The sequence below is a fragment of the Bradyrhizobium sp. A11 genome (genome assembly GCF_042077125.1).
Classification (GTDB): domain Bacteria; phylum Pseudomonadota; class Alphaproteobacteria; order Rhizobiales; family Xanthobacteraceae; genus Bradyrhizobium; species Bradyrhizobium japonicum_B.
This window is the reverse complement of sequence record NZ_CP149509.1, coordinates 1153459-1174467: the sequence shown is the minus strand read 5'-3', so window position 1 is coordinate 1174467 and position 21009 is coordinate 1153459. Positions and strand designations below refer to the sequence as shown.

At 64.6% G+C, this 21009-nt stretch carries 22 protein-coding genes; 11 read left to right on the top strand and 11 right to left on the bottom strand.

Features of this window, described 5'->3' with window-relative positions; genetic code table 11:
- Positions 1–254: 254 nt before the first annotated feature.
- The 8 genes from WI560_RS05460 (at position 255) to WI560_RS05425 (ending at position 6460) form a co-directional block, all read left to right on the top strand.
- Positions 255–995, top strand: coding sequence for a FadR/GntR family transcriptional regulator (locus tag WI560_RS05460; RefSeq protein WP_257176837.1), 741 nt, complete (start codon positions 255–257; stop codon positions 993–995).
- A 42-nt stretch (positions 996–1037) separates the two neighbouring features.
- Entirely contained in the window at positions 1038–1937 is a 900-nt protein-coding gene (locus tag WI560_RS05455) for an NAD(P)-dependent oxidoreductase (RefSeq protein WP_375307173.1), read from the top strand.
- Positions 1938–1947: 10 nt separating this feature from the next.
- A complete protein-coding gene (locus tag WI560_RS05450; RefSeq protein WP_375307172.1) occupies positions 1948–2631 on the top strand; it encodes an amino acid ABC transporter permease in 684 nt (227 codons plus the stop codon).
- Between the two features lie 7 nt (positions 2632–2638).
- The gene (locus WI560_RS05445; protein ID WP_375307171.1) at positions 2639–3307 is read left to right on the top strand and encodes an amino acid ABC transporter permease; all 669 of its coding nucleotides are present in this window, start codon (positions 2639–2641) and stop codon (positions 3305–3307) included.
- 1 nt (position 3308) lies between these two features.
- Entirely contained in the window at positions 3309–4067 is a 759-nt protein-coding gene (locus WI560_RS05440; RefSeq protein ID WP_375307170.1) for an amino acid ABC transporter ATP-binding protein, read from the top strand.
- Between the two features lie 19 nt (positions 4068–4086).
- On the top strand, positions 4087–4881 hold the full coding sequence (locus tag WI560_RS05435; RefSeq protein ID WP_257176832.1) for a transporter substrate-binding domain-containing protein: 795 nt from the start codon (positions 4087–4089) through the stop codon (positions 4879–4881).
- A 70-nt stretch (positions 4882–4951) separates the two neighbouring features.
- Complete coding sequence (gene rpiB, locus WI560_RS05430) at positions 4952–5398, top strand: ribose 5-phosphate isomerase B (protein ID WP_257193066.1); 447 nt, start codon at positions 4952–4954, stop codon at positions 5396–5398.
- Between the two features lie 399 nt (positions 5399–5797).
- The gene (locus WI560_RS05425) at positions 5798–6460 is read left to right on the top strand and encodes a LuxR C-terminal-related transcriptional regulator (protein WP_375307169.1); all 663 of its coding nucleotides are present in this window, start codon (positions 5798–5800) and stop codon (positions 6458–6460) included.
- 155 nt (positions 6461–6615) lie between these two features.
- Here WI560_RS05425 and WI560_RS05420 read toward each other — a convergent pair whose 3' ends face one another.
- Together WI560_RS05420 and WI560_RS05415 are read right to left on the bottom strand one after the other, a co-directional pair.
- The gene (locus WI560_RS05420) at positions 6616–7092 is read right to left on the bottom strand and encodes a hypothetical protein (protein ID WP_375307168.1); all 477 of its coding nucleotides are present in this window, start codon (positions 7090–7092) and stop codon (positions 6616–6618) included.
- Between the two features lie 338 nt (positions 7093–7430).
- Positions 7431–8207, bottom strand: coding sequence for a helix-turn-helix transcriptional regulator (locus WI560_RS05415; RefSeq protein WP_375307167.1), 777 nt, complete (start codon positions 8205–8207; stop codon positions 7431–7433).
- A gap of 150 nt (positions 8208–8357) precedes the next feature.
- On the opposite strand from WI560_RS05415, the gene WI560_RS05410 reads away from it, so the two are divergent.
- Positions 8358–9410 carry an IS110 family transposase gene (locus WI560_RS05410; protein ID WP_375304826.1) on the top strand — a complete coding sequence of 351 codons (1053 nt, stop codon included), beginning with the start codon at positions 8358–8360 and terminating at the stop codon, positions 9408–9410.
- 415 nt (positions 9411–9825) lie between these two features.
- On the opposite strand, the gene WI560_RS05405 is transcribed toward WI560_RS05410, so the two are convergent.
- The 9 genes from WI560_RS05405 to WI560_RS05365 form a co-directional block, all read right to left on the bottom strand.
- Entirely contained in the window at positions 9826–11028 is a 1203-nt protein-coding gene (locus tag WI560_RS05405; RefSeq protein WP_028138300.1) for an LLM class flavin-dependent oxidoreductase, read from the bottom strand.
- A gap of 121 nt (positions 11029–11149) precedes the next feature.
- Positions 11150–11746, bottom strand: coding sequence for a DUF2478 domain-containing protein (locus tag WI560_RS05400; RefSeq protein WP_375307166.1), 597 nt, complete (start codon positions 11744–11746; stop codon positions 11150–11152).
- A gap of 5 nt (positions 11747–11751) precedes the next feature.
- Entirely contained in the window at positions 11752–12468 is a 717-nt protein-coding gene (locus WI560_RS05395) for a NapC/NirT family cytochrome c (RefSeq protein ID WP_063831455.1), read from the bottom strand.
- A gap of 7 nt (positions 12469–12475) precedes the next feature.
- The gene (locus tag WI560_RS05390; protein WP_375307165.1) at positions 12476–12943 is read right to left on the bottom strand and encodes a nitrate reductase cytochrome c-type subunit; all 468 of its coding nucleotides are present in this window, start codon (positions 12941–12943) and stop codon (positions 12476–12478) included.
- Positions 12940–13884, bottom strand: coding sequence for a quinol dehydrogenase ferredoxin subunit NapH (gene napH, locus WI560_RS05385; protein WP_375307164.1), 945 nt, complete (start codon positions 13882–13884; stop codon positions 12940–12942). The genes WI560_RS05390 and napH overlap by 4 nt, the downstream gene beginning before the upstream one ends.
- Positions 13881–14645 carry a ferredoxin-type protein NapG gene (gene napG / locus WI560_RS05380; protein WP_375307163.1) on the bottom strand — a complete coding sequence of 255 codons (765 nt, stop codon included), beginning with the start codon at positions 14643–14645 and terminating at the stop codon, positions 13881–13883. The genes napH and napG overlap by 4 nt, the downstream gene beginning before the upstream one ends.
- An 18-nt stretch (positions 14646–14663) precedes the next feature.
- Positions 14664–17213 carry a nitrate reductase catalytic subunit NapA gene (gene napA, locus WI560_RS05375; RefSeq protein WP_375307162.1) on the bottom strand — a complete coding sequence of 850 codons (2550 nt, stop codon included), beginning with the start codon at positions 17211–17213 and terminating at the stop codon, positions 14664–14666.
- Between the two features lie 26 nt (positions 17214–17239).
- Positions 17240–17575, bottom strand: a complete 336-nt coding sequence (locus WI560_RS05370) for a chaperone NapD (protein WP_375307161.1) — start codon at positions 17573–17575, stop codon at positions 17240–17242.
- Positions 17568–17822, bottom strand: a complete 255-nt coding sequence (locus WI560_RS05365) for a 4Fe-4S dicluster domain-containing protein (protein ID WP_257193042.1) — start codon at positions 17820–17822, stop codon at positions 17568–17570. Before WI560_RS05365 ends, WI560_RS05370 begins: the two co-directional genes overlap by 8 nt.
- Before the next feature lie 495 nt (positions 17823–18317).
- On the opposite strand from WI560_RS05365, the gene WI560_RS05360 reads away from it, so the two are divergent.
- Complete coding sequence (locus WI560_RS05360) at positions 18318–19433, top strand: ATP-dependent RecD-like DNA helicase (RefSeq protein WP_126258858.1); 1116 nt, start codon at positions 18318–18320, stop codon at positions 19431–19433.
- Positions 19434–19631: 198 nt separating this feature from the next.
- Complete coding sequence (locus WI560_RS05355; protein WP_375307160.1) at positions 19632–21008, top strand: twin-arginine translocation signal domain-containing protein; 1377 nt, start codon at positions 19632–19634, stop codon at positions 21006–21008.
- Position 21009 lies beyond the last annotated feature (1 nt).

Sequence of the window (21009 nt, the reverse complement as noted above, 5' to 3'; positions counted from 1 at the left end):
TTATATTCCAATTACTTACCTGTCATTTCATTAGACTAGAACTGGAACAAGTGCACACGTGTGCACTCCAAACTAGCCAGAATTGCACACGTTTGTACCGCATTGATCTCCCGGTGCACACGTAGCTGAGTTCGCCAAAAGGGGTCCAGCAACGAGGGATTTCCATCAGCTCTTTGCTAGGGCGGATCATACGGCTTGACGTAACCACCTGGTCATCCTACTGGTCTGACCACAACAAGACCAAGGGCAGGATGATGGAGCTCAAGCGGCCCACGGAGGGCGAAAAAGGATTCGAAAAGGTGTTCGCCTTCCTGCGCGAACGCCTGCTCGCGGGCTCGCTCAAGCCGGGCGACCGCTTGATTTCCGAGCGCGAGCTGGCAACCCTGCTCGGCGTCAGCCGCCCGATCGTACGCGAGGCGCTACGCGCCCTCACCGTGCTCGGTATCGTCGAGATCCGGGACCGCATCGGCACCGTGGTGACACGGCCGGACGTGTCGGTGTTGAACGACTTCTTCACCTTCGCCCTCGCCCAGCAGGCAGACATGCTCGACGACGTCATGCAGGCGCGCGTTGCAATCGAATGTCAGGCAATCCGCCTCGCCTGCGAACGCGCCAACATCGCCGATTTCGAACGGCTGCAGCGCGCCCTCGCAAGGATCGGCGAGACCATCGACGAACCCGACGCCGGAGGCATGGCCGACTTCGAATTCCATCGCACCATCGTGGTCGCCTCGCATTCGGAGACGCTGACAGTCCTGCACGGTTCATTGGCAGGCCTTTTGACGCATTCGCATCGCAGTCGTCGCGAACTAGTGCAGGCCTTCCCGTCGATGAAGAATTATCTGATCGACGACCACCGCCGCATCTTCGAAGCCGTCATCGCGCGTGATCCCGAGCGCGCAGATGCGACGTTGCGCAAGCATTTCGCCATCGGCGACGAATACCGCAGGCGCGCCGTCGTCGGCGACATCGACAAGACCAGCGCCTCACGCTGATCGCTGACGAACAAGAGACTGACCAAGAAGCGGATCGACAACATGGGACGGGACGACAAGGGAAGCGTCGGCTTCATCGGCATCGGCACGATGGGCCGCGAGATGGTGCGCAACCTGCTGAAAGCCGGGCATACGGTGCGCGCCTTCGATCTCGACGAGGCTGCCCTGGCCGACAGCGTCAAGGAAGGCGCGAGGCGTGCCAGCAGCCCTGCGGATGCTGCTGAAGGTGCCGATCTTGTCATCACCATGCTGCCCGACACGCCCCATGTCGAGGCAACCATTTACGGCGAGGAGGGCCTGCTCAAGTCGCCACCACCCGGCAAGCTGGTCGTCGATATGAGCACGATCTCGCCGGTGGCGGTCCGCCGCATCCATGCCGACCTGCAGAAGATTGGCGTCGGCTTCGTCGACGCGCCGGTCTCGGGCGGGCCGGTCGGCGCCAAGAACGCCGCGCTCTCGATCATGGCTGGCGGCGATGCGGATGCGTTCGCCAAGGCCGAGCCGTTCTTCCGCGCGATGGGCACGACCATCACCCATGTCGGCGCATCCGGCGCCGGACAGACGGTCAAGCTCTGCAATCAGCTGATCTGCGGCATCAACATCCAGGCGATCTGCGAGGCGCTGGCGCTCGGCCGAGCCTCCGGGCTCGACCTCAACCTGCTGCGTCGTGTCCTGCTCGGCGGCTCCGCCGCCTCCTGGATGCTCGACAAGCTCGGCCCTGCGATGATCGCGGGCGATGTCTCCGCCGGTTTCAGGATCGATCTCCAGCTCAAGGACCTCCGCTTGGTGCAGGAGCAAGCCCAGGCGCTGAATGTGCCCCTGCCCGGCACCGCGCTCGTCACCAGCCAATATGTCGACGCGCGCGCCCACGGCGAAGGCAGCAACGGCAACCAGGCGCTGTTCCGCGTCTACGACCGCATGACCAACCAGACCACCGGCTGAAGACACGGCGATGAGCCTGCAACTCGACTTTCCCGCAGTGCTGGAGCGTTGGCCGAGCTTTCTCGCCGGCGCCGTCCTCACGCTGGAGCTTGCGGCGTTCGCGACGGTGCTGGGCGCCCTGCTCGGCACGCTCGCGGCGGTCGGTCGCGGCGCGCGTAACGCGCTGATTTCAGGCGCCTGCAAGGCCTATGTCGAGACCATTCGCAACACGCCGCTCCTGGTGCAGATCTTCCTGGTCTATTTCGGCCTCGCCAGCCTCGGGCTGAAATTCTCCGCCTTCGCGGTGGCCGTGGCCGCGCTGACGATCAATGTCGGCGCCTACACCGCCGAAATCATGCGCGCCGGCTTCGAGGCGATCCCGCGCGGCCAGATCGAAGCCGCCGAAGGGCTGGCGCTCTCGCGCCTGCAGATCTACTGGCACATCATCCTGCTGCCGGCGATCGAGAAGGTCTATCCGGCGCTGACCAGCCAGTTCGTGCTCTTGATGCTGGCGTCCTCGGTCTGCTCGCAGATCTCGGCCGAGGAGCTCACTGCGGTCGCCAACTACATCCAGTCGGACACCTATCGCGCCTTCGAGACCTACATCATCGTTGCCGTGCTCTACGTCATCCTCTCGTTGGTGATGCGCGCCGGCTTCTGGGGCCTCGGCCTCGTGCTGTTCCCGCGCCGGCGCCGGCTCGGCACGCCGCTGTGAGATGACCATGGGCGGACATCTCAACATCAATCATCTCATGTTCCTCGGCCAGGGCGCGCTGTGGACCATTGGCCTGTCGCTGATCGCGCTGGCCGGCGGCGGCATCGTCGGCTTCGTGATCGCGCTGGCGCGGATCTCGCCGCTCAGATCGGTCCGGCTCGCCAGCGCCGTCTATGTCCAGCTCATCCAGGGCACGCCGCTGCTCGTCATCCTGTTCCTCGGCTATTTCGGCCTCGCCGCCATCGGCCTCAAGGTCTCGCCGCTCGTCGCCGCCGGCGCCTCGCTCACGCTCTACGTGGCCGCCTATCTCGGCGAGATCTGGCGCGGCTGCATCGAGTCCGTGCCGAAGCCGCAATGGGAGGCCGCCGAAGGTCTGGCGCTGAGCCGGACCCAGCGCATGATCAAGGTGATCCTGCCGCAGGCGATCCGCATCGCGACGCCGCCGACCGTCGGCTTCACGGTACAGATCATCAAGAACACCTCGCTCGCTTCCGTTGTCGGCTTCGTCGAGCTGATGCGCTCGGGTCAGATCGTCAACAACTCGCTGTTCGAGCCGTTCGCCATCTACGCCATCATCGCCGTCACCTATTTCGCCATGTGCTATCCGCTGTCGCTGCTCAGCCAGAGGCTGGAGCGACGGATGGGGCGCGGCAGGTCCAACCTCGCACCGGCCTGACATGCAGCAGAATACCCCCTCCTCCGAACCGATCGTGTCGCTCCGCGACGTGCAGAAGAGCTTTGGCGCGCTGCGCGTGCTCGACGGCGTCTCCTTCGCCGTCGCGCGCGGCGAAGTGCTGGCGCTGATCGGCCGCTCCGGCTCCGGCAAGAGCACGGCGCTGCGCTGCATCGACCGCTTCGAGAAGGTCGACGGCGGCGAGATCGTCGTTTGCGGGCATCGCGTCGACCGCCCGGACGTGAACTTACGCGCATTGCGTCAGGACGTCGGCATCGTGTTCCAGAGCTACAACCTGTTTCCCCATCTCACGATCGAGCAGAACATCACGCTCGCGCCTTGCGCGGTGAAGGGCATGGCGACAGCCCAGGCCAGGGACCTCGCACGAAAGGTGCTGGCGCAAGTCGGGCTCGAGGAGAAGTTGCACGCCTATCCCGAGCAGCTCTCGGGCGGCCAACAGCAGCGCGCCGCGATCGCCCGCTCGCTCGCGATGCAGCCCAAGGTGATGCTGTTCGACGAGATCACCTCCGCGCTCGATCCCGAGCTCACCGGCGAGGTGCTGAAGGTGATCGAGCAGCTCGCGGCGGACGGCATGACCATGGTGATGGTCACCCACGAGATGGGTTTCGCCAAGGGCATCGCCGACCGGATCGTGTTCATGCATCGCGGCAAGGTCCATGAGACCGGACCTGCCTCGATCCTGACGTCGCCGACCACGCCCGAGCTCACTCAATTCGTGGGGACGGGAAACCTAAAATCATAACAGGAGAGGAGAACCAGGGATGACCAACAAGATAGTGCTGGGAACTGCCGCGGCGTTGTGCGGCCTCATCATGATGGCGGCAACGCCGGCATCGGCCGACCTGCTCGACGACATCATGAAGGCGAAGAAGATCCGCATCTCGACGGACCTCGCCATTCCGCCCTCGGGCATGATGGATTCCACCATGAAACCGACAGGCTCCGACGTCGAGGTGGCCCAGCTGCTCGCCAAGGACTGGGGGCTCGAGCTCGAATTCATCCAGACCACCGGTGCAACCCGCATTCCCAACGTCCTGACCGGCAAGGCCGACATCATCATCTCGACCCTGTCGGTGACGCCTGACCGCGCCAAGGTGATCGACTTCACCAAGCGCTATGCGACGCTGCAGTCCGATGTCGGCTGCCTGAAATCCTCGACCGTGAAGGACTGGCCCGACCTGAAGGACAAATCGATCGGCGTCTCACGCGGCACCACGCAGGACACCACCCTGTCCAACATGAAGGATAAGGACCTGAAGATCGCGCGCTATGACGACGACGCCACCATGGTGACGGCAGCGGTCTCGGGCCAAGTCGACTGCGTCGGCTCGTCCGCGACGATCATCAACCAGATCGGCGTGAAGAATCCTTCGCGCGTGTTCGAATCCAGGATTCCGCTGGCGACCTTCGATCTCGCCATCGGCCTAAAGAAGGGCGAGCAGCCCCTGATGGACAAGCTCAACGCCTGGATCACCGAGAACGTCAAGAACGGCAAGCTCAACGCGATCTACAAGAAATTCCACGGGGTCGATCTTCCGGCGGACATGCGTAGCTGAACCACAGGAAAGACATCGTGACAGCCGCACGCGGCTGTCACGATCAATGCAAGATCAAGAAGGACATTACATGCGTCTCGTCATCGGATCCGACCACGCCGGCTGGCCGCTCAAGCAGACGGTCATCGACCACATCCGCAAGCTCGGCCACGAGGTCATCGACGTCGGCTCCTATGACGACAAGCCGGTGGATTTTCCCGATATCGCGCGGGCCGTGGCGGCGAAGGTGACGTCGGGCGAAGCCACGCGCGGCATCATGGTGTGCGGCACCGGCGTCGGCGCCTCGATCGCCGCCAACAAGATGAAGGGCATCCGCGCCGCGGTCTGCCACGACGTCCATTCCGCCCATCAGAGCGTCGAGCATGACGACGTCAACGTCATGTGCATCGGCGCGCAGATCGTCGGCGCCTGGCTCGCCGTCGATCTCGTCTCCTCATACCTCTCCGCCGAATTCTCCACCGACGAGGATTTTCGCCGCCGGGTGGAGAAGCTGCGCGTCATGGACGAGCAAGGCTGACGGCTCGCGGGTGCACGAGGCGCACTCGCGGTCGCCGCCGATGGCGTCCGCCTGTATGCCCTCGCCCCGCGCATGAGGCTGGCACCGGGAAGCAATTCGGCCCCAGATGCTGTTCTTCGTCCTTAGCGCAAATGACGACACCCTCGACGGCAAGCCGAGCGGAATAGTCGGCAAAGCCGCCACCCCAGATCCCCCGGATCCTCCCGGTTTGACCGCCCCCTGAGGCGGGCCGAGGACATCCGGGGGTGCTGGACAGCCGAGTCGGTGCGAGCCTATTCTTGGCGGGGGAGGACCTCAAATGCAGATCGGCACGAGGAAGCAGCGCACTTTGTCCGGAGTCATAGGGCTGCTTTCGGCCACGCAGAAACTGGCCGCGAACTGAGAACGGTCATTGGACCGTTGCTGCTGGACCTGCTCGACGCCGATTTCTACGCATCATACGCATGGAACGCGCAAAAGCAGGCCTTCGAGTTGGGCGTCTCCGTCAATCTGGACGCAGCGTGTGTTCAGACGTACGAGCGCTATTTTCAGCACCGCCACGAGGAGCGGCTGCCGCACTGGCTGCTCCGGGGCGTCCATCCCGTCAGCGCGCTCATTTCACACCGCGAGCTGATGCGGACGGAAATCTACAATGAATTCCTTCGCCCCTTCGGGCACTATTACGGCATCAATCTGTTTGCGTTCGACGGTGCTGACAGCATCGGCGATGTCAGAATCTGGCGGCGAAAGCGGCGGCCCGACTTCGGTAATGCGGAGGTCGAACTTCTCAGGTTGATCGAACCCGGGTTCACCCAGGCCTTGAAACGCACCGCCCTCTCCGGGACGCCCGCAACACGGGCGAGAGAGCCGGCCAAATTGTCGCCGCGCGAGGCGGCCGTGGCCGAGCTGGCCGCGAAAGGCCTGGCCGACAAACAAATCGCCCAACGTCTCAATGTGAGTTTTGGCACGGTCAGGACCCATCTGGACAACGCCTTTGCAAAGCTGGGGGTTCGCAATCGCACCCAGCTCGCGTCTTTGCTCCACGCCGTGGAGGCATTGCGCCACCCTCGCACGACGCATTGAGGATCTCGCGGTTTCTCCATAGCGCTTTTCGATCTGCTCGACTTATCGAGGCCGTCGCCTCCCCAATCTTGGGGAGATGGTCGGACTGCCGCGCCCTGCTATCCTCTCGGCATCTCCGGGAAAAGCAGATGCAGAAACGTAGCGCCCTTTCTATTCTAGCCAGGACCTCTTTGGCGGCATTGGCCATTCAACTTGCGTTTGCAGGTATTGCAGCAGCGAAAATCCACCGGATGCGCTGCCGTGTCCTTGCGCCAAGCGCAATCGGCCGCACCGGCGTTGGCGCCGAACGCCGACATCTCCTGTCGCATCAGCGCGAGGAGCGTGGGCGGCTGGTCCGTTGCACCCTCACCGCTCGCCAAGCGCCCAACCCAAGTGTCCGCGTTGACGCCAGGGTACGACGGAACAGCGGCGTCTGCTCTATCACGCGTTGCGTCCGGCTTGTTCGTCGATGCCGGCTCTGCCATGGCATCCATCGCGCTCCGGAACTGTTCGTCGATCGAGAGCGCTGGATTCGCGGACAGGATCTCCAGCGCCGAGGCCAGAGTTGCGTCCGAAGTGACGGCGTCAGGGAAGTTGGCGGCGAGTGGTTGCGGCGCCGTCGCCCGCGTCAATGCGGCATCGACATAGTCCATCGTGCGCTCATCTCCGCACGCCGCCGCCACGGAGCACTACCATAGATTACGTCGGCAGTCCGGCGCGAACTCATATGCAACTATCGTCGCATCTGGATCGGAACAACCTGACAACGGATTGCACGATCGGTTGTACCTAACGTTGTCTGATGGGGCAAGCGCTCGCCTACGAAATTGGACGCAGCCGTTCACGAAGGGCGCCCGCATCAGACAACCGGAGTGGGCCGTTCTGGCTGCCGATGACGCCGAAGCGGCGACCCGAGTCCAAGCCACATCTTCGCCGCGGCGAGGGCCTGCACGACATGATCGCGAGGGCCGGCCCGTTCTCGACGGCAGCCTCAGTTCAGGCTGCGCGTGAGCAGCCGCAGCACGATCGCAAACAGCTCGCTCTGCGAGGAGATGCCGAGCCGCTGATAGGCGCGCTTGCGATAAGTCAGCGTCGAATGCAGGCTGATGCCGAGCGCCTGCGAGATCGCTTCCGAGCTGAAACCCGCGAGGATGCGCCGGCAGACCTCCTGCTCGCGCGGCGTGAGACCGGCGAGCGGCGCGCGGGTCGCAAACAGTTCGGCGAGAGACCGCTCGGGCGTCGCCTTCTCCTGAAAATGGCGGGCGATGCTCGCGCTGATCGCCGGTGCGATCGCCTGAAGCCGTTCGCGCTGCGCAGCGTTGAAGCGGCCCTGGGCGGCGATGCGATAGAAATTGACGTAGAAGCAGGTGTCGCCGGCCCAGATCGCAGTGGCGCATTTGTCGACGATGCCGGAATCGTGGAAGAAGATCTTGCGGTAGCGCGTACCGTACATGCGCGGCGCGAATGCGGGCAACATGATCGGCCCGCCGCCCTCGCCTTCGAACAGCGCATCGCGATTGGGGTCGGATTCGTGGAACTGGCCGGCATAGGCCGCGCCGAGATCGCCGCCGATCGGGATGTTGCCGGCATCGAGCAGGCAAGTCGCGGCGCCGGCCCGATTCAGCGCGAACACCATGCAATGGCCGACACCGGCGTGGCGGCGTAGCGTGTCGATCAGAATGTCCGGGAAATCCGGGCGACCGATGGCGAGCACCGCAGGCGTGACATCGCCAGTCGCTGGATTCACGGGCCTCCCGTTGGGCCGCATCGCTTCCTCCGTCAGACGCTGTTTTGCGGAAGGATAGCAGCAACGATGATGCGCCGAAAGCCGGCGGCGCTTCTGATGGGGTGGACGGCCCCCTACGGCATCAGTTGTGCCAGAATGAGGTTGTCAGACACCCATTCACAGGAGCCGTCCGTGAACCAGATTATCCGTATTGGGATGGATACGTCGAAGCATATTTTTCAACTGCATGGGGTTGATGCATCCGAGCAGGTGGTGCTGCGCAAGCGGCTGACCCGCAAGGCGATGCTGGAGTTTTTCACTAAGCTGCCGCCGACGGTGATTGCGATTGAGGCTTGCGGGGCTGCTCACCACTTGGCACGGGAGCTCGGCAGGCTGGGACACACGGTCAAGCTGATTGCGCCGCAACTGGTGAAGCCCTACGTGCCGCGCAACAAGAACGACGGACGCGATGCGGAGGGACTTTGCGAGGCGTCGAGCCGGCCGCGGATGCGGTATGTGCCTGTAAAGACGGCGGAGCAGCAGGCCGCACTGATGCTGCTTGGCGTCCGCGAGCAATTGGTCGGGCGTCGCACGCAACTCTCCAACACGATCCGCGGTCATGCGGCGGAGTTCGGTCTGACCGAGGCCAAGGGGCTGGACAAGCTCGCTGCGTTTCTGGCCGCGATCGAGCGGGACGAACGTGTGCCCGTGCTGGCCCGCGAGCTTTTTGTGATGCTTGCTCGGCAATACGACCAGGTGCAGACCGAGCTGAAGGCGATCGAGGCCAAGCTGCGGGCCTGGCACCGGGCCGATGCCACGAGCCGGCGATTGGCGCAGATCCCGGGGGTCGGCCCGGTGACGGCGGCCGCGCTGGTGATGAAGGCGCCTGATCCGCACGCCTTCCGTTCGGGACGATTGTTCGCAGCCTGGCTCGGCCTGACGCCCAAAGACCATTCCACCGCAGGAAAGACCAGGCTCGGCAAGATAACCCGAGCCGGCGACGAGAGATTACGTCAACTTCTTGTGGTCGGGGCGACCGCGGTCGTCAAGCAAGCGACCGGGAAGCGCCGTCGTGGATCGCGCTGGCTGCTCGACCTACTCCAGCGCAAGACGCCGAAGCAGGCAGCCGTGGCGCTGGCCAACAAGACTGCACGCATCGCCTGGAAGCTGATGGCGACGGGAGAGGATTATGACCGCGCGCGGTTCGATGCCAAAAGCGATGCCGAAGTGGCCGCCGCCGCGTAGTTGAGATTCGGCCGACCGGCGGGCTCGCCCACCGGCCGAACCGGAGCTGCAAGAGCAGAGGAGATGGTGCGATCGATCGTTCCGAGATGCGAGCAAATCCGTGGGACCCAGTGGTCGAACAAGACCGCCCTTCTGATTGGAACTCGCGTCGCGAAAACCATCTTGGCCCGCGGTTCAACACGCCGCATCAACAGGCCGGACATATGGATGCAAGCGATCCGATCAAACCTTACAAAGCTCTTGTGCCACGGGGGCCGTCCACATATGGGTCCCGCTCCGCGCAGCAGCGTTTCACGCTGCGGCGCGTCCGGGACATGAGAGCGGGTGTGTTGATCGGCCGTCTCGTGCCCCGGACGCAGCGCAGCACCCTGGTGATGCGCTGCCGAGCCGGGGCCCATGCCAGATGCGGAGCTCCCTACCCCACCGCCTTCACCGGGGCCACGTTGATGGCGAGCTTGCCGTAGCGGTCGGTGAAGGCTTGCGTGTCGATCTCTTCCAGCTCGATCTCGCCGCTCATCACGCCCCGTTTCCATTCGGCCTGCGCCGGATCGTTCTGAAACTCCGGCATCACCTCGCGGCCGAACAACTCGAGCGATTCGCAGATGTGCTCATGGCTGTTCTTGCCGGCCTGGTTGAGCAGAATGACCTGGTCGATGTGCGAGGACTGGAAGCGCCTCAGTTTCCTGCGGATCGTCTCCGGCGAGCCGATCAGGCCGCCGCGCAGCGCCGCCTCCTGCGCCTCGGGATTGTCGCGCTTCCACTTGTTGTACTCGTCCCACATGTTGACGGTGTAGGGCGCGGGCCGCTGGCGGTTCTGCGAGGCGCCGTAGAAGCGCAGCGCGAACTGGAAGAAGGTGGCGCCGTCGGCGCGCGCCCGCGCTTCCTCGTCGGTCTTGGCACACATGAAGAACGAGACCAGCGCCATGTTCGGGTTGATCTCGTAGTCGGCGAGCTTGTGCAGCCGCTTGGTCATGGCGTTGTAATAGGCGTGCACCCAGGCGTGCGCGGCGTCGGCGCTGACGAACTGGAAGCCGAGCGCACCGAAGCCGTGGCGGCCGGCGCGCTCGATGGTCGGCAGCTGCGAGCAGGCCATCCACAGCGGCGGGTGCGGCTTCTGCACCGGCTTGGGCACGACGTTGCGCAAGGGGATGTCGAAATACTTGCCGTGGTGCTCGCTGCCGGCGTCCTTGAACATCGGGAAGATCGCCGCGACCGCCTCCTCGAACACCTCCTTCTTGGTTTCCATGTCGCGGCCGAACGGCGTCAGCTCGGTGATGGACGCGCTCTCGCCCATGCCGAACTCGCAGCGGCCGTTCGAGAGCAGATCGAGCACGGCAACGCGCTCGGCGATGCGCGCCGGATGGTTGGTGGTGAGCTGGAGGATGCCGTGGCCGAGCCGGATGTTCCTGGTGCGCTGGCTCGCCGCGGCGAGAAAGGATTCCGGCGAGGGCGAGTGCGAATATTCCTCGAGGAAGTGATGCTCGACCACCCAGGCATGGTCGTAGCCGAGCCCGTCGGCGAGTTCCATCTGCGTCAGCGCGTTCTGATAGAGGGCGAGCTCGTCACCGGCCACCCAGGGCCGCGGCAATTGCAGCTCGTAGAAGATGCCGAACTTCATGGCGTCGCTCTCCCGCTACTGTCTTGTTGTTGCGGGCATTGTATTGAGCGAGGCGATCCTGTCCACCACGCCGTCAATTCCACGGCGTGGAAGAACAGGGATCGCGCGCCGGAGCGCGGCTTCAGATCAGGTGCAGATGCTCGGTGCCGACCCTGGGCTGGCCAAGCAGGGCCGCAAGCGCCGCGATCGCATCCTGGTGCGGCTCCGGCGTTGCCGCGACCGTCCTGAAGTATTCGCCGCAGAAATCGGTCCAGGCCTCGAGGTTGCTGCGGGGAACGCCGATCACAAGGCTCTTGCCGGACTCGATGCAATGGGCGATCAGATCGCGCAGGCCGCCGCCTTCCGCCTCGGCCTTGCCGAACTTATTGAGAAAGACGATCTCGGCATCGGCGAGCCGGGCTTCGACCAATTGCGCGGCTTCGAGCAGGCGTGGCGTGGAGAGACGGCAGGAGGTCGCGCCCGCGCCGAGATCCTCCGAGATCGAGATCGACCGCCCGGTGGCGAGCTCGTGCAGAACCATGTCGCAGCGTGTGCGACCCGGCTGGGGCACGTCCTCCTGGATCAGGCCGGCCAGGCTCTTGCCAGAGCGGCGAAGCTCGGCGACGAGACCTGTGAACCAACGGTTCACGGCGGGACCCGAGTCATAGACCAGGGCTACGCTGAGGGCGGCGGAAGGCCTTGCCGCGCTGTCCGCCGCATCGCGGGATTGCTGAACCATGTCCATCACCTCGCCGCCTTCGCCTTGGCGACGTCGGCATCCTGCAGGAAGTCGATCATCCGCTGCATGGGGCTGACCTCGTCGATATGGTCGAGCATGTCGCGATATCCCTCCTGCGCCTTGGGCGGCAGCTTATGCGCGATGCCCTGATGGCAATCGATGCAGGTCTTGCCTTGCGCGAACGCGGTCTGGTGCAGCTTGGAGGCGCGCGGCTCCTGTACCGCATATTCCATGTGGTCGAACTTGTGGCAGTTGCGGCACTCGCGCGAGTCGGTGGTCTTCATGGCGCGCCAGACGTTCTTGGCGAGGTCGATACGGTGCGCGTTGAACTTCTCGGGCGTGTCGATGGTGCCGAGGATCTTGTGCAGCACCTCGTTCGAGGCCTGGATCTTGCGGACCACCTTGTGTCCCCATTCCTTCGGCACGTGGCAATCCGGGCAGCTGGCACGGACGCCGGTGCGGTTGGAATAGTGCACGGTGTTACGGTATTCGAGATAGACGTTCTCCTTCATCTCGTGGCAGGAGATGCAGAACTGCTCGGTGTTAGTCATCTCCATCGCCCAATTGAAGCCGCCCCAGAACAGCACGCCGGCGCCGAATCCGACGACGACGATCAGTCCCCAGGCATAGCGCGCGGTCGGCGAGAAGAACCATCGCCATAGCCGCTTCAGGCGACCCGGCCGCTCGGCTGCCATGGCGGCAGAAGTGCTGGTGTCCTGCATGTCCCCCTCACTTCGCCTGTGTCGCGTTCTTGAAGATGTTGCCGACCAGCGGCTTCGCATCGGCCTGCGGCACGTGGCATTGCTGGCAGAAATAGCGCGTGCCGGCGACCTTATCGAGCCGCACGCCCTGGCGGTCGACGTAATGCGTCTCGGAGATCTTCGGCGCGTTCACGCGCGTGTTGCCCGGCCAGTCGTGGCAGCCCATGCACGCGTTGTTGTCCGTGGTGATCTGGTAGCCGTCGACCTTGTGAGGGATCAGCGGCGGTTGCTGGCGATAGGCGCGCTCGAAGCCGCTCGCCGGCACCGATTGCTTCGTCACCTCGGGCGGTGGCGACATCTCGGTCAACGGCGCCTCGCGCAGCGCCTTGTGCTGCTTGGCTTCCTGCGCGAGCGGCCCCGACGCCGCGAACGGAATGACAAGCGCGACGGCCACGGCTGCCGCCGCGATCAACGGAATCAGTCGAACAAACGTCATGGGAGGTCCCTTTCAAGGACGGCCGGCTGGGAAGAGACGACGCGCGCCATTGGCGATGGCGCGGTCATGGAGGGGTCAGGACGCACCGCATTGCGGCCGCGCAGACCGAGATGGAAGACCTGCTTGGAGCAGACGTCGATACAGGCACCGCAGACCGTGCAATCGCCCGCGGTGATGACAGGCGTGGCGCCGCTCCGCTCGCCCCTGAGCGCCGGGCTGATGACGTGCGGCTCCGGACATACCGCGAAGCAGTCCATGCAGTCGTTGCAGGCGGCGCGGTTGTCGGCGGTGACGCGCAGTAGCGCGACCCTGCCGATCTGGCCGTAGAACGCGCCGACCGGACAGAGATGGCCGCACCAGCCGTGTCTGGCGACCAGGAGGTCGAACACGAAGATCGCCGCGGTGCCGCCGGCGCCGAACCAGAGGCCGAACACCAGCGCGCGATGCAGCGCCGTCACCGGGTTGATCAGCTCCCAGGCGATCGAGCCCGACAGCACTGATGCCGCGAGCACCGCGCCGACGAAATAGAGCCTGAGCTCCGGGCGGATCTTGGCGGTGAAGGTGATGTTGAGCCGCCGCCTTAGCCAGGCGGCGAGATCGGTCGCCGGATTGATCGGGCAGACCCACGAGCAATAGGTCCGGCCGCCGAACAGAAGATAGGCGGCAAGCACGATGACCGCGCCGATCAGCGACAGACCCTCGGGCCAATGGCGCGCCGCGAGCGACTGCAGCAGGACGAAGGGATCGGTCAGCGGCAGCACGCCGAGCGTCATGGACGAAGCCAGCGTACCCTTGGCGATCCAGACGCCCAAAAGCGGCCCCGACAGGAACAGCGCCAGGAAGAGCAGCTGGCTGGTCCGGCGCAGCACGAGGAACCGCGAAGCAGCCCAAAGCCCCTTCTGCGCCCGCGCTTCGACATAGGGCCTTGTATTGGCCGTCATGGCGCGCCTCCCTCGGGTCTACGCACCGGCAGCTTGAGCGGCGCATCGACCAGGGCTCCGCCGGCCCTGCTCTTCTCTTCCCAGCCGCGCTTGTAATGCTCGTCCTGCTTCAGCGCGGCGACCTCGATCGGCAGCACCTTGATCGCGGATTCGGTCAGCACGCAGGACTTCTCGCACTTGCCGCAGCCGGTGCAGTGCTCGGCGTGGACGACGGGCTCGAAGATCGCGTGCTTGGTCGTGCGCGCATTGTGCGAGACTTCGAGCGTGATCGCCTTGTCGATCGCCGGACACACCCGATAGCAGACGTCGCAGCGCAGCCCCTGCAGATTGAGGCAGGTCTCGCGGCTGGTGATCACCGCAACGCCCATCTTGGCCTTGGCGATGTCCGTCAGCGCATGCTGGAGGGCGCCGGTCGGGCAGGCCTTGACGCAGGGAATGGTGTCGCACATTTCGCAGGGAATATTGCGCGCCTGGAAGAACGGCGTGCCCAGCGCGGGGCCGTCGGCCCAGTCCGCGAGCTTCAGGGTGTCGTAGGGACAGTCGCGGACGCAAAGGCCGCAACGGACGCAGGCCGCCAGGAAATCCTTCTCAGGCAACGCGCCCGGAGGCCGCAGCGCCTGCGCAGGCTTGGCCCGCGAGGACACCCCGAACGCCGTCAGCATCGTCGCGGCGACGGCTGCGCCGCCGCCGAAGCGCGTCATATCCTGCAGCGCCTTGCGGCGGCGCGGATCGCGCGGGATGCCTGAGCTGGAATCCGACATGGCTCGTCCATCGAGGGGTTAGGCCGACGTCACGCGGCAGGCGCACTTTTTGAAGTCGGTCTCCTTCGAGATCGGACAGGTCGCATCGAGCGTGAGCTGGTTGGCGAGCTGGCTTTCGTCGAAGAACGGGAAGTAGACGAGGCCGCGCGGCGGCTTGTTGCGGCCCTTGGTCTCGACCCGCGTCACCACCTCGCCGCGGCGCGTCTGGATCTTCACCGGCTGTCCGCGCAGCAGCTTGCGCTCGGCGGCGTCATCCGGATGCATGAACAATGTCGCGGCCGGCACGGCGCGGTGCAGCTCGGGCACGCGGCGCGTCATCGAGCCGGAATGCCAGTGCTCCAGCACGCGGCCGGTGCACAGCCACAGATCGAACTCCTTGTCGGGCGTTTCGGCCGCCGGCTCGAACGGACAGAAGATGATGCGCGCCTTCTTGTCCGGCTTGCCGTAGAACGACACGCCTTCGCCCGGCTTGACGTAGGGATCGTAGCCCTCGCGGAAGCGCCAGAGCGTCTCCTTGTTGTTGACGACGGGCCAGCGCAGGCCGCGCGCCTGGTGATATTGCTCGAAGTCCGCCAGATCGTGACCGTGGCCGCGGCCGAACTTCGCATATTCCTCGAACAGGCCCTTCTGCACGTAGAAGCCGAACGCCGCGCTCTCGGAATTGTCAAAGCCCTTCTGGCATTCGGTGATCGAAAACTTGTTCACCTCGCCGTTGGCATAGAGCACGTCGAACAAGGTCTTGCCGCGCAGCTCCGGCTTCTTGGCAATCAACTCCTCCGGCCAGACCTCCTCGATCTTGAAGTACTTGGAGAACTCCATCAGCTGCCAGAGGTCCGAGCGCGCCTCGCCGGGCGCCTTGACCTGCTGGCGCCAGAACTGGGTACGCCGCTCGGCATTGCCATAGGCGCCCTCCTTCTCCATCCACATCGCCGTCGGCAGGATGAGGTCCGCGGCCAGCGTCGTCACCGTCGGATAGGGATCGGAGACGACAACGAAGGCAGCCGGATTGCGATAACCGGGATAGCCCTCCTCGTTCATGTTCGGGGCCGTCTGCATGTTGTTGTTGCACTGGACCCAATAGGCGTTCAGCTTGCCGTCCTTCAGCATCCGGTTCTGCAGCACGGCATGGTAGCCGACGTTGCCGGGAATGGTACCTTCGGGCACCTGCCACAGCTTCTCGGTCGCTTCGCGATGCTTCGGGTTGGTGACGACCATGTCGGCCGGCAGGCGATGGGAAAACGTGCCGACCTCGCGGGCGGTACCGCAGGCAGAAGGCTGGCCGGTCAGCGAGAACGGGCCGTTGCCCGGCTCGGAGATCTTACCCGTCAACAGGTGCACGTTGTAGATCATGTTGTTGACCCACGTGCCGCGTGCGTGCTGGTTGAAGCCCATCGTCCAGTAGGAGATGATCTTCTTCCTGGGATCGGCGTAGAGCTTGGCGAGCCGCTCGAGATTCTCCTTCGGCACGCCGGATGCCTTGTGGGCGTATTCGAGCGTGTAGGGCTCGAGCAGCTTCTTGTATTCATCGAAGCCGATCTTGTCCTTGAAGCCGGCCGGATCGAGCGCACCGTCCTTGCCGGCCTTGTGCGAGGCGTTGACCGCCTTGACTTCGAGCGTATGCGTCGGCCGCAAGCCGTAGCCGATATCGGTCACGGTCGAGGCGAACTCGACGTGCTTCTCGACGAAGTCCTTGTTCATCGCGCCGGAATTGACGATGTAGTTCTGAATGTAGTTGAGGATCGCCATATCGCTCTGCGGCGTGAACACCAGCGGATTGTCGGCGAGCTCGAACGAGCGGTGCTCGAAGGTGGAGAGCACGTGGACTTCGCAGCCCTCATGCGTCAGGCGGCGGTCGGTCAGGCGCGACCACAGGATCGGGTGCATCTCCGCCATGTTCGAGCCCCAGAGCACGAACGCGTCGGTCTGCTCGATGTCGTCGTAGCAGCCCATCGGCTCGTCGATGCCGAAGGTGCGCATGAAGCCCGCGACCGCCGACGCCATGCAGTGACGCGCGTTCGGATCGAGGTTGTTGCTGCGGAAGCCGGCCTTGTAGAGCTTGGCGGCGGCGTAGCCTTCCCAGATGGTCCACTGGCCCGAGCCGAACATGCCGACGGTCGAGGGGCCACCGGCCTTCAACGCCGCCTTCCATTTCTCGGCCATGAGCTTGAAGGCATCGTCCCAGGAAATCGGCGTGAACTCGCCGTTCTTGTCGAACTTGCCGTTCTTCATGCGCAGCATCGGCTGGGTCAGCCGGTCCTCGCCGTACATGATCTTGGACAGGAAGTAGCCCTTGATGCAGTTGAGGCCGCGATTGACCGGCGCATCGGGGTCGCCCTGGGTCGCCACGACCTTGCCGCTCTTGGTGCCGACGATCACGCCGCAGCCGGTGCCGCAGAAGCGGCACACGCCCTTGTCCCAGCGGATGCCGTCGGTCTTGCCCGGCTGCGCGCTCGCCGCTTGCGGCAGCGTCACGCCGATGGTCGAGGCCGCAGCAACCGCGGCCGCCGCCTTCAGCGCATCGCGGCGCGTCGCACTAGCTTCGTTCCCGTTCGTCAATTTCGTAACCATCGTCGGTCTCTCCGGCTCAACGAATCTCAAATTGCGGAAGCGCGCGTATGCGCGCCAGAATTCTGGCAGGCGCCGCCGCAGCACGCGGCCGGCCCAGTCTCGACGGCGCTCTCGTCGTCGTGCGTGTCGAATGCGTGAAAGATCAGCGAGGCACTGACCACGCCGGGCAGGCGATGCATGGCGGCGATCTGGTCGATCGCCAGCGAGGCCGGCGTATCGATGACGGTCAGCGCGAGCCTGTTGGCGCCGGAGGCGGCCTCCAGCTCGACGCCGGGCAGCGCCAGGATCCGGTCGGTCAGATCGCGCTCCGCATCCGGTGCGAGAAAGACGGCAACGCCGCAGATGTTGGTGGCTTCAGCCATTGTGCACGACCAGGTTTGCAAGTTCGGATACGAGCGAGATGCGGTCCCGCGGCGCGAGTGCGATGGCTTCGACCGGGCAGACCGGGATGCAATCGCCGCAGCCGGTGCAGGCCGCAGCATCGATCACGGCGCCCAGCTTCTCGCGCCCGAGAATGCGGATGGCGGAATGCTCACAGGCCTCGACGCAACGGCGACAGACCACGCCATGCCGTTCGACGCAGGCGCTCGCGCTGGAGACGGTCGCCACCTGTTCGGGTCGCGTCTCGTCCAGGCGCGGCCCATGCGCGTCGCGGCCGGATGCGAAAGGCAGAACAGCAGAGAATAGTGAGCGTCGTGACATTGGTCTCGGCATATCCGAATCCCCACGGGCAGACCCGTGTTCAGGAATTGTCCAGGAGAATGCGCCCCATCGGGCACATCTCGGTCGACGCCGTTGTCACCGCTGCGGACCATAGGTTCCAGCGGTCCAGATCGCATTGCGCTAGATCAACCGGCCCAGCCGACCCGCGCAGGCAACGATTGACCGCGCCGCCACCGTGGCGTGAAATTGCGCCAATCGCTCAAGGCGTTTACCCGGCCTTCATGTTTGAGCCGACCAAGCCGGTTCATGCGGGTGAGACGTCAGCCGGCAGGCGGCCTTGGCGGCTTCGACCTCCGGTGCGCATCCGCCTTGAATGGACGGGTCGAATGGTTACTTTGGAGGGCGGCGAATCGCCGCGCGTCGCCCTTTCTCAAGACAGCAATGCCAACTTTCACCCCGCATCAGGATGCCGCGCTCAAAGCCGTCGGCGACTGGCTCAAAGCAAAACCCGGCCGTAGCGGCACGCCGCAGGTATTCCGCCTGTTCGGCTTCGCCGGGACCGGCAAGACGACGCTGGCCCGGCACATCGCCGACGGCGTCGACGGCGATGTGAAGTTCGCCGCGTTCACCGGCAAGGCCGCCCTCGTCATGCGCAACAAGGGCTGCGACGACGCCTCCACCATCCACTCGCTGATCTACCGCGCCCGCGAATCCGGCGAAGAGCAGCCGAGCTTCGAATTGTGGGACGACGCGCCCGCCTCGAAGGCGAAGCTGATCGTGATCGACGAATGCTCGATGGTCGACGCAGAATTGGGGCGCGACCTGATGTCGTTCGATTGCCCGCTGCTGGTGCTGGGCGATCCCGCGCAGCTGCCGCCGATCCAGGGCGGCGGCTTCTTCACCAACACCTCACCGGATGCGATGCTGACCGAGGTGCACCGCCAGGCCCAGGACGATCCGATCGTGCGGATGTCGATGGACGTCCGCGAAGGCCGCGAACTCGACATCGGCCGCTATGGCGAGAGCGAGGTGGTCTCGCGCAAGGAGCTCGATCCCGACAGGGTCATGGGCGCCGATCAGGTCCTGGTCGGCCGCAACAACACCCGCCGCGCGTACAACATGCGAGTGCGTCAGCGCCAGAACATCGAGGACGTCTTTCCGGTCGCCGGCGACAAGCTGGTGTGCCTGCGCAACAACCGCAAGAAGGGCCTGTTCAACGGCGGCCTGTGGCGGGTGAAGTCGCGCAACACCTCGCGCTCGAAGTCCCGCATTCTCAGCATGCGGTTGTCGCCGGACGAGGATTTCGGCCACAAGGTGACGAAGGTCTCGGTGCGCGCCGATTGCTTCGAGGGCGGCGTCGAGCAGATCGCCTGGGAGCAGCGCAAGCCCTATGACGAGTTCGACTACGGCTATGTGCTCACCGTGCACAAGTCGCAGGGCTCGCAATGGGACGACGTCGTGCTGTTCGACGAGAGCTTTGCGTTTCAGGAGAGCCGCGCCAGGTGGCTGTACACCGGAATCACGCGGGCGGCGAAAAGATTGAGTATCGTGGTGTAAGGCTGCCGTAGGGTGGGCAAAGGCGCAAAGCGCCGTGCCCACCGTCTCTCTCCGCAACAAGAGTTCGTGGGCACGCTTCGCTTTGCCCACCCTACGGCACCGAGCACCATGGTGTGATGCCGTTGTCCGGACCGCTCCGACGCATTCACCAAGCGCTAGGCATTGCGATGTATGACTGCCGTCGGCAGGAGGACTCGCATGGCTGAACGCAGACCCGATTACCTCGACACGCGTGATGATACCTCTAGCGCGAGTCGTCGCGGGTTTCTGAAGTCGGCAGGCATTGCGGCCGGCGCGCTCGCCGCATCGATCGCCGCGCCAGGACTTGCGCATTCCACTCCGCTGCGTGACGTGCCTACGCGGCCGGACAGGCCGGTGCGGGTCTCGAAGCAACGCCTCAACGCGCTGGCGGCGCAATTCTATGCCGTGTTCAACGAGCACGACGTCCTGCCCAAGGATTTCTCCGGGAAGCACGAAGCGCGCTACGACGTCGAGCTGCGGCGCATCACCACCATGACGCGCGTGCCCGAGACGGGAGAGCGCGTGAAGGTCTCTGCGCTCGTTGCGGTCCCCGTCGGCGCGCACGGGGCCTTGCCGGTATTGTCCTGGCAACACGGCACGATCCTGTCGTTCGATCAGGTTCCTTCGAACCTGCTGCGACTTGCCGACGAAGGCTACCAGCTTCGCGACAACGTCGATTCGCTGGAGACGCTGTTCAACATCCAGCGTTTCGCCGGAAACGGCTATGCCGTCATCGCCGCCGACTACGTCGGCAAGGGCCCTCTTCGCCACGGCCGCGGCGAGGCCTATGCGGTGAAAGGCGCCACGGTGCAATGCTGCCTCGACGTGCTCGATGCCGGTATCTTCGAGATGAAGAAGCTCGGCCTCCGCCAATCCGCGCTGTTTCTGAACGGCTGGTCGCAAGGCGCGCTGAACACGCAATGGCTCAAGCAGGAGATGCAACGCCGCGGCATGAAGGTGACGGCGAGTGCGACCCAGAGCCCGTTCAACAATCTCGCCGAGAGCTTCCACTACTGGGTCAACCCGACGTCCTATATTCCGTCCGCAGAGACGTCCTACCCGATGCCGCCGGCCTGGATCACGCCCTGCCTGGTGGTACTGCTCGGAAGCTATCGCCAGTATTATGGGCTGAGCGATCTGTTCAAGACCGCCATCAAGCCGCAACACCAGGCGTTCGCGGAGAAATACTGGGCCGACTACAGCCTGGAAGGCGACACCGCCAAGACCGTTCCGCCGGCTGCAGATTTCCTGGTGGACGGGTTTTTCGACCGTTTCACCCATGCCGCCAACAGCAGGTTGCTGCGCCAGCTCGGTCGCAACGGCGCGACGTTCTGGGACTACGATTCCCCGATCCGGTTCTATTACGGATTGGCCGACGAGGCGCTGCATCCGCGACTGGTCAAGCCGGCGATTGCCGCGGGTGGACGTTTCGCGGCCGGCGTACCGGTTGCCGGCGCAAGCCATCGCGTCACGTTTCTGGCAAGTCTCTATGGCGACGGCACCGTCCTGAACGGGCAATCGACCGCATTCGACTGGTTCAATTCGCTGATGTGAA